Source organism: Methylobacterium sp. TK31 (genome assembly GCF_055361545.1).
This window is the reverse complement of sequence record NZ_CM143964.1, coordinates 2327460-2340838: the sequence shown is the minus strand read 5'-3', so window position 1 is coordinate 2340838 and position 13379 is coordinate 2327460. Positions and strand designations below refer to the sequence as shown.

Below are 13379 nucleotides of genomic sequence, written 5' to 3'. Positions count from 1 at the left end.
TCCAACGGACTGCGCCTGCTCGCGCCACTCTACAGCAGCCGGTTCAAGATACAGGGATCCAGACGCGCAGGTGGTGCAAGGAATTACTCGGTCGGCGGCTCTAGATTGCACGCCGCTGGCGCGCCCCTGCGGGTCCGGGCTCGCCTGCGGCGCCCCGGAATGACGGTGTGGACTTTTCGGCGATCAAATCGGCCGCGACATGTCGGGAGAAGATGGAGGTTTGAATGGCCCCCTGCCTTCCGCCCGTCTAACCCCGTTTCCCGGGGCCGCGTAGCGGAGCCTGGGATCCAGACGCGCAGGTGGCGCAAGGCCTTGCACAGTCGGCGGCTCCGGATTGTACGCCGCTGGCGCGCCCTTTCGAGTCCGGGCTCGCCTACGGCGCCCCGGAATCACGATGTGGTGCCGACTGCGATCGTACGGCCTGGGCGCAGGGCGCGTTCCTCTCCCCCTCCCGGCGAGCGGTTCGATGTCGGTATGACTGGGTGACTCTCGGGCTGCGGAGGCTCGGGTCAAAACCCGATCCGCTTGACCCTGCGAAGGGCTGCTGCGGGCGGACAGCAGTCCTTGGCCTTCCGGCCCGAAACGGACGTTCCGCAACCGACCGAGGCCGTGTCAGAACGCATTGATCGTGGTCGCCAGCGCTGGTCGGCAGGATGATGACGGCGGCGCGGTGGACCGCTTCAGGCTCGAATGGCCTGCATGAGCCAGGTTGCGCCGAACAGGCGGATCATCCGCTTCATGTTGTAGGCGAGGATCGCGAGGCTCATCTCGGTCCGCACGCCTTTCAGGCCCTTCGTCAGGAACGGCGTACTACCCATCCAGGCTTTCAGCGTCCCGAAGACATGCTCGACCGTGGCGCGCCGGATCGCCATGGCGTCAGGCATGGCGTCGAGCCGTCTCTGCATAGCTTCCAGTACCGCCTCGTGCTTCCAGCGCTTGAAGCGTTTGAACTTCTCGGTCGTACAGCGCACCCGCATCGCGCAGGCATGACAGGCGTCCAGGTTGCGATAATGATCGATGTCACCGTGTCGATCGGAGCGGGCGTTAGATTTCGTCAGCACAGCGCCGGCGGGACAGACGTAGTGATCGGCCGCCGCGTCGTAGACGAAGTCGGCGCGTACGAAGAGTCCCTTCTTGGCTCGACCCGACGTGTCGGCCCGCGGCATGGCCGGCAGGACGCCCGTGCCTTCGCAGGCCAGAACCTCGTCGCCGCTGTAGTAGCCGCGATCGGCCAGGACCGTGACCTCCTCCGCGCCAATGGCCTGCTTGGCCCGACCGCCCATCGGCACGAGCTGGGTGCGATCGTGGCCCTCGTTGACGACCTCATGGGCGACGACGAGATGATGCTCGGGATCGACTGCGATCTGGACGTTGTAGCCGACGATACCGGTGCCGCGCCCGCTCGTCGCCATCGAGCGCGCGTCCGGGTCGGTCAGCGAGACCTGTCCGTCGTCCGCGGCCTCTACCTGCCCCTGCATCTCGCGCAGGAAGGCCATCTGGCGGCGTAGGGCGGCGATCTTCTCACCGATCCGCTGCGTCCGTGCCTCGGGCACGTCGTTGCCCTCCCGATCCGCTCGGTCAAGCGCCGCGAGGTAGCGGGCGATGCTGGCCTCCACCTGTTCCAGGCGCTTGGCGACCTTGGCCACGGTGTAGTTGCGGTCCCGGTTGTTGACCGCCTTAAACTTCGAGCCGTCCACGGCGACGGTTGCACCGGCGAAGAGCTGCAGATCCCGGCACAGCACCACGAACTGGCGGCAGGCCACCTGGATCGCAGGCCCGTTGTCGCGCCTGAAGTTGGCGATCGTCTTGTGATCGGGCGCCAAGCGACCGGTCAGCCACATCACCTCGATGTTGCGCTGTGCCTCCCGCTCAAGCCGCCGGCTCGACGGCACCCGGTTGAGATAGCCGTAGAGGTAGAGCTTCAGAAGCGTGGCCGGATCATACGCAGGCCGCCCCGTCGCTGCGGGCTCAAAGCGCGTGAAGCCGAGGGCGCCCAGATCGAGTTCGTCGATGAAGACCTCGACCACGCGAACCGGATTGTCCGCGGTGACATAATCGTCCAGCGAACTGGGCAGCAACCAGGACTGCCGACGGTCCTGCCCTTCGACGAACCGACCCATGCTAGCCTCCGCAGATCAGGCCTCAAGTCTATCTCAGACCGGACTTTTGACACAGCCTCGACCCAACCTGGCCATTGATGCTCATATTTGGGCGTCTCGAAAGCGGTCGTTCGTCGATGGGCTTCGTTTGGATCGGAATGCCGATGTATCGTCGACGGGACCCGAACCTGCGTCTTGGTGGTCGAGGACAACCGCAACATCGGCACCTTCTCGACCAGGACGCTGGAGAAGCTCGGATACGGCACGCACTAGGTCACGAACGCCGACGAAGCCTTCTCCGCCCTGGCCAAGAAATCGGGCAGCTTTGACGTTATTTCTCCGACATCGTGATGCCGGGCATGAACGGGGTCGAACTCGGGCGCAAGGTGCGGCGGCTGTATCCCGGCCTGCGGTGGCGCTGACCAGCCACTAGAGCCATATCCTCGCCGAGGACAGCGACTAAGGCTTCGAACTGATGCGGAAGCCCTACTCGGTCGAGGCCATGTCCCACATCTTCCGCCGGGCCGCCGCGAAACGTCAAGGTCGCAGCGAGGCCGCCGAATAGGAAGCCGACCCTGGATGGGCCGCCTACCCGTCCGATGTCGGATCTCTCGACTCGAAGAGAGTAAAAGTGCGCATCCCCGAGCCAGATTTCGGAATCAACGTTTCGTTAACCATGTGATTTCAATGTCACGCCTGGGCGGCGTTGACGCAGAAGATGCAACCCAACCACCACGAACTTACTTAAGTCTCACGTCCTGCTACCTGAAGGCCGGACACGATAATCGCTGGTCCGCTGATACTGGCGTGGGCCAGGTGTTTCGAAACGTTCACGAGGACGAAGGTCGCCAGATATAAGAGACGGTCCCGACACGGTGTAGGATGCGGAGTGGGACCGTGGTGGTCCAAAGCCAGCCGGTCAGGTCACATAGTGCCGGCATCCGAGCTATGCCGCCAACAGCATTCGGAATGCTGCAAGTACTACCCGGGCTTCGCTTGCGCGGAGTGTAAAGTGTTCAGGGATGGACGAATTCTTCGCCGGCTTAAAACTCAATTGTGCCGTCCGGAAGCGTCACCACGACGCGCGGCTTAATCGGTCGGATGTCCCAAAGATTAGCTTCCGCATAACGAATAATCCGCGTCCCGTCGTTTGCAATGGGATGAAGATAGCAATGATCGAGCGCCAAGACCAAGCTCGGCATGCTGGCGCCACGCGAAGGATCGGCATTCAAAGTGAGCTGCACGACATCCTGAAAGCCAGTCGGGACCCACGCCAGCACGGCAATGAATTGATCGACCGCTTCAAAATCCAGGCCGAGGGACAGTCTCAGCCGCCTAATCGGCTCTGCTGCCGGATGGTCGGGCGCCGTTCGAAGCAGCGTTAGCTTGAACTGCGCTTGCCCGCTTTTTGGCATCTCCCAATGATGGGCCGTCGGAATTCCGAACAGCGGGGGGATCGTCCGTGGCATGAGCTTCGAATGATCGGCGATGCGAAGTTCGGGCCGGCCGTTTTCGCGATAGTGTAGTAGCGGGTTGACCTTGCTGCCCACCACGTCCGGATAGCGTCCAAGATAGCTCAACGTGTTAAAATGCGGATGCGGATCGAGACCTTTCCCAGCACCGACCTTGAGGTAGTGTCGCAAGGGATTTTGCCGGGCCCTCGTCTGAAGCCGATAAAATGCAGTGTCGAAGTCAGCGTTCGGGTCGTAACCCCGGCGCCCGCCAATCAGGCTGTAATGCAGGTAGGGATCGAGGGCGGAGGCTGCCGCATCAGGATGGCTGCGCAGGTAATAAGCACTGTCGAACAACTTCGGCACCCGGCCAAAAACGAAGCGGCGCAAAATACCGGTGAGCCTTCGGCCGAGGCGAGGTGCGGCAGTGTCGATCATGAGGCAATCGGTCGTGCGCGGCTCGGTCATGCGAAAGTCGAGGCCTCACAGATCCGGCGCAGATGTTCGCGGTAGGTCTCCGGCGCGCATTCCGAGCGGATGCGTGCTAGTCCCGCGGACTGTACCCGGCGCCAGAGGTCGGCGGTCTCGTGCAGGCGCACGAGCCCCTCGGCGAAGGCCTCCGGATCTAGCCAGTCGCAGCTCTCGAAGCCGACGCCTTCCTCCCAGCCGATCTGCGCGGCCAGGATCGGCGTGACGAAGCACGGAAGCCCGTGCCGTACCGCTTCGTGCACCTTGTGCGGGATGCCGGCGGCGAAGCGTGTCGGAGCGAGGCAGACGCGGGCTGCATCGAAGAACGGTCCCGCCTCGGGCACCCGGCCCATCACCATGACACCAGGCCTCGTGTAGCGGGCGCGGATCGCGGGCGCGATGGTGCCGACGATCCGCAGCGTCGTGTCGGGCATTCGCGCCCGCAGGCGAGGCCAAACCGCGTCGAAAAACCAATCCAGCGAATCGACGTTCGGCTGCCCGTCCTGCCCCAACGCGCCAATGAACAGGAAACCAGCCCGATCGGCGAATCGTGGGACCGAGGCCTCTGGCAGCTCCATGGCATGACCGAGGACCGTCGCGTTGACGCGGGCGTAGTTCCCAAGCAGACTCACCTCGGCCTCCGAGACGCAGACTACCTGATCGGCAATCGCGTAATATCGCGTCTCGGAGATTGCATCCCTCGCAAGATCGGCCGCGGTGCCTGAGCCCTGCTCCATCACGGCGCCGACGAAGGCGCGGGAGGCAAAAAGGGCTTCGGAATCGAACACGACGCGGGATTTGACGAATGCGCGCGGATTCAATCCGGCATCGAGCAGAAGCTGCATCATAAGAGCGATGTTGTGCGGCCGGCTGACCCAGAGGACGTCGAAATAGCCCGGCCGCTCGCCGATTAGCCGGGCGAGGCCGTCGGGTCCCTCGGAGGCAAGGATTTCGACCCGCTGGTCGATGTCACGGCAGCGCTGGGCCTGCTCCGCATCCGCTCGGTAGATCGGATAGAGCGTCACGCCGTAGCCGAGTTCGGCCATCGTGTTCACGATGTGGTTGGCGCGCGGATAGCCGGCGCCCATGTCGAGATGCGGGACGGTGTCGTCGACCATCAGCACACGCAACGCCCACGGGTCGTGGTCGCGGGCAGCGAGGCCCGTGTGCCGCGGCCCCTGGTGGAACAGCCAGTTGCGATGCCGCTCTAGGAACAGCGCCCGATTGCGGTCGAGCAGCACCTCCACGTCGGCGCGCTTGGCGCTGGTGGCATTCTCGAAATGCACCGCAGTGGCGCGCGCCTGGTAGATTACGCGCCGCCCTGCCTGATGGCAGCGCACGCAGAGGTCGGTATCCTCGAAATAGGCCGGCGCGTAGGCATCGTCGAAGCCGCCGAGCGTCCCGAACAGTGCCCGCTCGATCATCAACACGGCGCCGGAGACGTAGCCGACCTCGCGGGTGAAACCGGCCTCCGGCGCAAACGGGTCGGGGACGCCTCTAAGATAGGGGTGGGTGATCTGCGCGTCGGCGTGAAAGTTCGCGCCTGCCTCCTGCAGGATGCCGCCGGGGAACACGAGGCGCGCGCCGACGATCCCGACATGGTCGAGGTCGGTGAAGGTCCGCGCCATCGCCCGCATCGCGCCCGGCATCAGGTCAACGTCAGGGTTGAGGAACAGGACGAAACGGCCCCGCGCGCGTGCCGCGCCGTCGTTGCAGGCCGGCCCAAACCCACCGTTATCCGCGTTGCGGACAATGGTCGCCCCGTCGATGCGGTCGAACAGGGCACAGGTCTCGGGTGCGGACGCGTTGTCGACGACGATCACCTCGAACGTCACGCCCGCGAGCGCCTGATGCGCCGCTAGGCGCCACAGGGTGAGCGCTAGGATGTGGCGGGCGTTCAGCGAGACGATGACGATCGAGACGAGCGGCGCGTCCTCCAGCCGGAAGGCGATCCTCACGTCGTTGAGGAATAGAGCGTCCCAGATCAGGCGCGCCTCGGCGATCACCACCCGGCGCCCTAGGCCGGCATCGACAGCGTCGAAGGGCTCGGCCACGGCGGCATCGCTTTTGATCGCGTCAACCTTGGACACGCCGCTTTCGGCGCCGCCAGCCCCAGCGACCCCAGCTTTGCCGGCGTCGCTCTCGCTCAGATCGGTCTTGGACATGTTTCTCATGGCCGGATTGTCCCGCTGGCGCGCGCAGGTGCGATCGCGATCTGGCCGATCAGGTCGTCGGTGAGGAAGAGCACCGTCCCGTTCGGGGCGATCGGAGCCGGTCCGATGCCCGACAGGCTGACGACCGCCGGCACCGGCGTCAGGTCAGGGCGCGGCGCCTCGAAGGCGAAGCCAGGCGACAGGCCGAGCGGTGCGATCCCGTCGAGGATCAGTTCGTGCGCGCGGCCCCCATCGGGCTCGACGAGGAACGCGGCGACCGCACGGGTACTGTTGAGCAGATGGCTTGGCAGGATCAGTGCGAGGGCGAACCCGTTTGCGCTGGCGCCCACGCACCGCGCGGCGGTCGCCCAGTCGGGCCGCGCCTCGCGAAACGCGCGGGCGGCGGCCTCGCGGATCTCCCGCGGAAGGCGTTTCTCGCGGACCCATTCCGGCGATAACGCCACAGTGACTGGACCAAGCGACTGCGTGGTCTCCGGTGCCGGCGTGAATCCGGCAAACCAGCGGCGGCGCTCCGGCGCGTATCGGATCGCACGCGCCGCATCCTCGCTTAGGCGCTCCGTCGCCAGCAACCGTCCGAAGGCCGGATCGTCTTGGAGCGCAGAGTTCGCCGAACGGACGCCGATCGGCCAGGACTGCGCTATCGGCTCGACGATCGCGGCAACCGGCGCGCCAGCACCGGGCCGCCCGCGGATCGCGGCAACCGGCGCGCCAGCACCGGGCCGCCCGCGGATCGCGGCGCGGATCACGTCGGCGAGTTCTGCCTCGGCTTGCTGCGAGATCGAGTTGAAGCGCGCGAACAGCGTGGCGCAAGCCTCCGTCAACGCCGCGAGCCCAGCAGGGTCCGAGCGCAACGCTAGGATCGCCGCCTTAACCGCGGAGACGTCCTCGCAGCGGTGGGCCGATGCCTCGGCGCCGAACCCCTCGAAACCGATCGCGGTGCCGACCACCGGCACCCCATAGGACAAGGCCTCGGCGACCTTCATCTTGAGGCCGCTGCCCATCAGCATCGGCGCCACGATCACGTCGGTCTCGGCATAGAACGCAGCGAGATCATCGACGTAGCCGAGAAGCTTCACCCCCGGCAGGTCGAGACCGCCGAGCGCGTTGCAGATCTCGCCGGCGATACGCAGTTCCGGCCTGTCCGGCGTCCAGCCCGCGGCCCAGGCGTGGGCGAACTTACCGATCGAGAAGAGGTTGGGGTCGTTACCGTGCCCGACGAAGCCGATCCGTGCGATCGTGTTTGGTGCCGAGAACAGTGCGCGGACCGGAAACACTGGCGGCAGCAGCAGCACCCGGCGGGCGGTCGCCACGGCGAAATAAGCCGCCTCCTCCGACTGAATCGCCAACACCACGTCGGCGCGGTCGAGCGCCGCCGCTTCGCTCGCGCGATCGGTGTAGTAGAAGTTCGGCTCGGCCCGGAACGGTCGGTACTGCAGTTGCCGGTCGGCGAAGCGGTCGTGTGTGTCGATAAGCTTGAGCATGTCTGGTGCGTGATCGAGGCAACGCGACAAGAACACGTAGTTGACGAGGATCGCCACGGTGTCAGGGTGTTCACCCTCATACCATGCCACGAACCGGTCGAGCGCCGCCGAGCCCCATTCGTCGATTCCGAAGGCGGGGGAGCGCGTCTTCAGTGAGATCGTCTCGTACGCTTCGATCAGAAATGTGCGCTGGAAGTCCGCCTGCATCGCCGCGAGATCGGTGGGCGGGTGTTGGCCGAAGCGGCGGTAGATTTGATCCTCGTGAGCGAAATAGGCGAAATCGATCGCGAAGCCCGCCCGCTGCAACGCCGAGCAGGTCAGCGCGAGGCGCTTCCGGTTGCCGGCGCTGGCAGGTGCTGCGGGCATCGGCGCGACGACGAGAATCGTCGGCACCGGACCGCTAGAAGCGCGCTTAAGGCTCACGCTGCGGCCGCGCGGAGGCGCGCGGTAGCGAAGCGCCCGTCCGCAACGAGGAACGTGCGGTTGGGCGGCCCGGCCTCCGGACCCCAGAGCGGTTCGAGGTTGAGATCCATCCGCGGCGTCGGCGAGAAGGTCAGCCGCGCTGTCGCAACGCGGGCGCAGCGCAGCCCGGCCTCGGCATCGAACAGAACGTAATTGGGCACGTCCGTGCCCGACACGGTGCAGGCCGCGGATCGATCGGCCGCGAGCGTGATTTCCGGCGCGTCCTTCGGCACAGGCAGGACACGGAGCGCAGGCGCCAGCAGGGTGATCGGATCGGCAAGCGCCGCGGCGTTCCGGGGCGTCATCGCCGACAGAACGGCCCGCGCCATCACAGCACGATCGCCCGGTGGCAGGCCGTCGGCTGTCTCGGCCGGGCCGGTGGTGACGGCGATCGGGTGGAAATGCGTGTCGACCACGAGATGCGTGCCTTGCTCCATCGCGATTCGGGCTACGGCTCCCTGTACCCGCATCAACAGCAGGCAGGTCGGTCGATCCGCCCGCGCCGCCATGCCGGTGAACGCCCAGGTCTCGAGCGCGATATCCCCGGGCGCGACCAAGGCAAGCGGGATCGGCATCGAGGTGGAAAGGCGAAAGCTGCACAGGGCCCAATCGGGACCAAGGCGGAAGACGCGGCCGTCGTAGCAGGAAGAGAGGCTATCACGCTCGACCGAGGTGGTCATCCGGTGTCTTTCGAAACGATCGCATCGCCGTACTCAGCGATTCGATCTGTTGATCCAGTTTATATGCGTCGAAGCCGGGCGTCGGTCGGGTGACGCGCGCCGCGCTCGATCCAACCGCCAAAGATGGGCTTGGTATGGGAGTGGTAATTCTCACGCAACCCTGCGGGCGGAGAGCTTTTAGTCGCGAGAACGCGCCGGCTTCATGCCGAACGGGAGCCCACATGACATTTCCTTTTATATGTCGCTAACCTGACACAGCCAACGATTTTGTCGAACGATCGGAATTCGGTCCAATTACGGGCCAAGGAATCACTGTAGGCTATCAGCGGACAGGATCGGCAACGGAGGGCGACGTATGCAGACGAACGCCGATACGCCCGCCATCCAGGGCGAGACGCTCGGGGAGTTCCTCCGGCGGCGGCGCGGCCTCGCGACGGTGCCGGCTCCGGCGCGCGTCAATGGCGGAGCGGCCGAGGCAATCTGGCGAGGCGGCACGGTCTCGGCGGTCGATCTCGCCGACGCGGTCGCCGCCTTCCACGGCATACCGCGGGCGGACCGCGACGCGATCGCCCTCTTGCCCCATGCGCTGAACGACCTCTCCCGCGACTTTCTGCGCGAGGCCTATCTCTATCCAGTCGCGCGCGATGGGAGGACGCTGCTGGTCACCGCCGATCCAGGCCATCTTGAACCGATCCGCGCCGTCGCGCTCGCGCTCGGCGGGCCGGTGCCGCTGGCGGTGCTCTCGTTCGAGGAGATAGAGGAGCTGTTCGAGCGCAGTCGCCCGGCCGATGCGCCGCGCGACGAAGCTGGGAGCGAGACCGGGGCCGACTACGCCCTCTCCGACGACATCGAGACGCTGCAGGATCTCGCCCGGGGCGCACCGATCGTGCGCGTCATCGACGGGCTGTTGGAGCGTGCGATCCAAGCCGGCGCCACCGACATCCACATCGAGACCGGGCGCGAGGAGCTGAAGGTCCGGTTCCGCGTCGACGGACACCTGCGGGCGCAGCAGACCATGCCGCGCCACATGGCAGCCGCGGTGATCTCGCGGGTGAAGATCCTCGCCGGCCTCGACATCGCCGAGCGCCGCCTGCCGCAGGACGGGCGCACCAACGTCAAGGTCGGCAACACCGAGGCGGATCTGCGCGTTGCGATCATGCCGACGCTCTACGGCGAGACGGCGGTGTTGCGCATCTTGCTGAAGGACACCCGACTGCTCGATTTCAAGCGCGTCGGCCTGTCCGACCGCGACCGCGACGCGGTGGTCAGGCTGCTCGCCGAGCCGCACGGCATCATCATCGTCACTGGCCCCACCGGCAGCGGCAAGACCACGACGCTCGCTACCGCGATCTCGCTGCTGAACGACCCGGCGCGCAAGATCGTCACCGTCGAGGACCCGGTGGAGTACCAGCTCCCCGGCATCCACCAGACCCAGATCAAACCGGCGATCGGCCTGACTTTCGCGACCGCCCTGCGCTCGTTCCTGCGCCACGACCCCGACGTGATCATGGTCGGCGAGATGCGCGACCGCGAGACCGCGGCGATTGGCATCCAGGCCGCGCTCACCGGCCACCTCGTGTTGACGACACTGCACACCAACAGTGCGGTCGACGCGGTGGTGCGCCTCGTCGACATGGGCGTCGAGCCGTACCTTATTGCATCAAGCCTGCGCGGGGTGATCGGTCAGCGGCTGGTGCGCCGCCTGTGCGAGCGCTGCCGGGTTCCCGATCCGAATGGCCTCACCGTCGCCCGCGACCTGCGCGCCCGGCGCGGCGGCCCCGAGGCGACAGGCCGCAATTTTCACGAGGCGACCGGTTGCGCCCACTGCAACGACAGCGGTTATCGCGGGCGCATCGGGGTGTTCGAGGCGCTGGCCGTCGGTGACGACCTGCGCGATCTGATCCGCGGGCAGCCCGATCCCCGCATCCTGCTCCAGGCGGCGCGCGCAGTCGGCATGACCACGATGCTCGACGACGGGATCGAGAAGGCGAGCCTCGGACTCACCTCCCTCGACGAGATCATGCGGATTTCGGGATGATGCTCTCCACCGGGACGATGCCGGCCGCGGTCCGGCTCGCCGTGACCGCGGTGCAGGCGATCGGCGCAGCTTTGCTCGACGCCTTCGTCGCAACCCTCCGGCCGCTCGTGGCCCGCCTCGCGACGGGCGTGAGCCACGTCGTCGCGATCGCGCCGGACGGGCTCGTGCTCTACACCCTGAAGAAGGATCGCCTCGGCCCGCCGCTGCATCTGGCCGGCGGCGTGCGCGCGCCGGAAGCCTTCCACACGGGCACGGTGCAGCTGCGACTGCCGCCGGAGGTGTTCCTCACGCGGGCGCTGCGCCTCCCTGATGCCGGGCGGAGCTATCTCCAGCCGATCATCGCGCATCGCCTGGAGCGCCTGACACCCTGGCGGGTGGACCAGGTCCTCTACGCCTACAGCGTCGTGGACGGCATTTCCGAGGACGGTACGATCGGCGTCGATCTGCTTGCGACCTCTGTCGATCTCGTGGCGCCGTTCCTGGCACGCCTCGCCGATGCGGGGCTTACGGCGACGGCCCTGGGCAGTGCCGCCGACCCCCTTGATGCGCCCCTGCGTTTCGATCTCTATAAGGGGCGAACGCAGGAAGTCGACGGACGACTTCGGGCGCGTATCGGCCGCGGCCTCGCGATCCTGCTCGGCGGGCTCTCGGTCGCCTGCCTACTCTCGGCGATGCTCGCGGGCTCGGCCGTGTCGGACGCGGAGGATGTCCGGCAGCGGTTGACAGCGCTGCGCACGAAGCTCGCGCTGCGCGGCGGCCATGGCACATCGCGTGAACGCGTCCTGATCGAGGGCAAGCGCGCCGACACCGCGACGATCGTGCTCATCGACAAGCTGAGCCGCGCGCTGCCCGACGGCACGGTGCTGCGCGAACTCGACATCGATCCGGCCCGGATCCGCCTCGTCGGCCGCTCCGTCGATGCACCGGCGCTGATCGCCCGCCTCGAAGCCGAGGCCGGCCTGAAGAACCCGCGTTTCGCCGCACCGGTCATCCGCGATGCCGACAAGCGGGACGCCTTCGATCTGGTGGCGACCCGCGGCGATGCACCGGATGCGGCGCGATGACGATCACGGAAGCCCGCGACGCCCGCTGGTTCGGGCCTCTCGCCGTCGCACTCTTCGTCGGGGCACCGCTGCTGCTGCTGACCGTGACGCTGACGAACCTCGCGCGCTGGTCTGAGGCCGGTGCCGAGGCGAATGCTTCTGCCGACCATCTCGCTCAGGTCGAGACGCGGATCCGGGGGGAAGCCGGTCGTCCGGTACCGACGCACGGCGACCTCTCGGCCCTCTATCTGACGGCGGAGACGGGAAGCCTCGCGCGCGCTGAGCTGCAGCAGCGTCTCGCCGGCATCGTCGAACGCGCCGGCGGCCGGCTGATCGAGGTCCGTGGCGACGAGACTTCTGATATGGCCGCACAGCGCAGCATTCAGCTCCGGCTCAGCCTTGACATTGGCAACGACGGGCTGTTCGATTTGCTCGCGGCGGTCGAGAGGGGCGTGCCGCTGCTTACCGTCGAGGCGATCAACATCCGCCCGGTGTCGGGCCGGGGCGGCGCCGCCGAGGATGCCGACCCGATGCTGCGCGTCGCGCTCGCGGTCCGCGGCTACCGGCGGGAGGTGACGCAGTGAGCCACTCGCATCGTCATGCCGGCTGCCGTGGCGGTGTCACTGGTAACGTTCTGGTCTTCGTCCTGCTCGGATTGGCGATCGTGCCTGCCTCGGCTCAGGTCGCGGACGCGCCCCCCCCATCTGGTGCCGCACAGAGCCTCAACCCACTAAGTACGCTCGATCCCGCTGCCCTCGACGCCTTCAGGAGACGGCCGCTCTTCGCACCGTCGCGGCGCCCGCCGCCGCCGCGACAGGTTCTCGTCGCTCCGCCCGCGCCCGTGGTGATGGAAGCTCCTCCACCGGATCTGCGCCTCGTCGGCGTTGTCGCCGGTGTGGACAACGCCGTCGCAATCTTACGGCGGCCGGCAGGCGGCTCCTCGCTTAGCCTCAAACTCGGCGATACAGTGGAGACATGGCGCGTCCAGGCGATCGGTCCCGATCGCGTGACGCTTCGCGATGGGACACGCGAGACCACCTACCGGCTGTTCAGTGTGGGTCCATCAAGCCCGCCGGGACCGCGCGGTAACGGCCTACCGCCGATCGGCATTCCGCTGGGGCGATGAGTCCGATCGGTGCCGTCCTGCGCGTTATAGAGGTGCCGGCGGCCGGGAGTTGTGACCGAAATTTCACGCGAGCAGCGAACTGCATGGGCGATGATCTTGTCACGAAGAACGAACCGGGTGTTCGATCAGCACTCCCCCCCTCGACGCGCGACGAACCGATCTCACGGTGTGATCACGTTAACGGGGTGGCTCGCGGCTCGTTTGCATTCCGTTGAAGAAGTGTCGCCCACGTCGCGATTGCTCGGGCTTGCTATTTCAGCAAACGTCTCAGAGAGGCGCCTGATCTGATCATGTGCGTCCCGTTCAATATCAGCGGGGGTTTTGCCTGTCGTCGCCACGACGACCGACCCTGTGATC

Annotated in this window: 8 protein-coding genes; 3 read left to right on the top strand and 5 right to left on the bottom strand. The window is 66.6% G+C overall.

Going from position 1 to position 13379, the window contains the following annotated elements:
• Nucleotides 1-680: 680 nt before the first annotated feature.
• The 5 genes from ACXJY8_RS10680 to ACXJY8_RS10660 form a co-directional block, all read right to left on the bottom strand.
• Nucleotides 681-2120 carry an IS1182 family transposase gene (locus tag ACXJY8_RS10680; RefSeq protein ID WP_463779831.1) on the bottom strand — a complete coding sequence of 480 codons (1440 nt, stop codon included), beginning with the start codon at nucleotides 2118-2120 and terminating at the stop codon, nucleotides 681-683.
• Nucleotides 2121-3142: 1022 nt separating this feature from the next.
• Complete coding sequence (locus ACXJY8_RS10675) at nucleotides 3143-4018, bottom strand: hypothetical protein (RefSeq protein ID WP_463779825.1); 876 nt, start codon at nucleotides 4016-4018, stop codon at nucleotides 3143-3145.
• Nucleotides 4015-6183, bottom strand: coding sequence for a glycosyltransferase (locus ACXJY8_RS10670; RefSeq protein ID WP_463779820.1), 2169 nt, complete (start codon nucleotides 6181-6183; stop codon nucleotides 4015-4017). Before ACXJY8_RS10670 ends, ACXJY8_RS10675 begins: the two co-directional genes overlap by 4 nt.
• Before the next feature lie 5 nt (nucleotides 6184-6188).
• On the bottom strand, nucleotides 6189-8066 hold the full coding sequence (locus ACXJY8_RS10665; protein ID WP_463779816.1) for a glycosyltransferase: 1878 nt from the start codon (nucleotides 8064-8066) through the stop codon (nucleotides 6189-6191).
• A 26-nt stretch (nucleotides 8067-8092) separates the two neighbouring features.
• Entirely contained in the window at nucleotides 8093-8815 is a 723-nt protein-coding gene (locus tag ACXJY8_RS10660; RefSeq protein WP_463779813.1) for a hypothetical protein, read from the bottom strand.
• 355 nt (nucleotides 8816-9170) lie between these two features.
• Between ACXJY8_RS10660 and ACXJY8_RS10655 the strand changes: the two genes are divergently transcribed.
• The 3 genes from ACXJY8_RS10655 to gspM are packed head-to-tail and all read left to right on the top strand — an operon-like array spanning nucleotide 9171 to nucleotide 12480.
• A complete protein-coding gene (locus tag ACXJY8_RS10655; RefSeq protein WP_463779811.1) occupies nucleotides 9171-10853 on the top strand; it encodes a GspE/PulE family protein in 1683 nt (560 codons plus the stop codon).
• On the top strand, nucleotides 10850-11917 hold the full coding sequence (locus ACXJY8_RS10650; RefSeq protein ID WP_463779807.1) for a PilN domain-containing protein: 1068 nt from the start codon (nucleotides 10850-10852) through the stop codon (nucleotides 11915-11917). The genes ACXJY8_RS10655 and ACXJY8_RS10650 overlap by 4 nt, the downstream gene beginning before the upstream one ends.
• Complete coding sequence (gene gspM / locus ACXJY8_RS10645; RefSeq protein WP_463779804.1) at nucleotides 11914-12480, top strand: type II secretion system protein GspM; 567 nt, start codon at nucleotides 11914-11916, stop codon at nucleotides 12478-12480. The genes ACXJY8_RS10650 and gspM overlap by 4 nt, the downstream gene beginning before the upstream one ends.
• The last annotated feature ends 899 nt before the right edge of the window (nucleotides 12481-13379 follow it).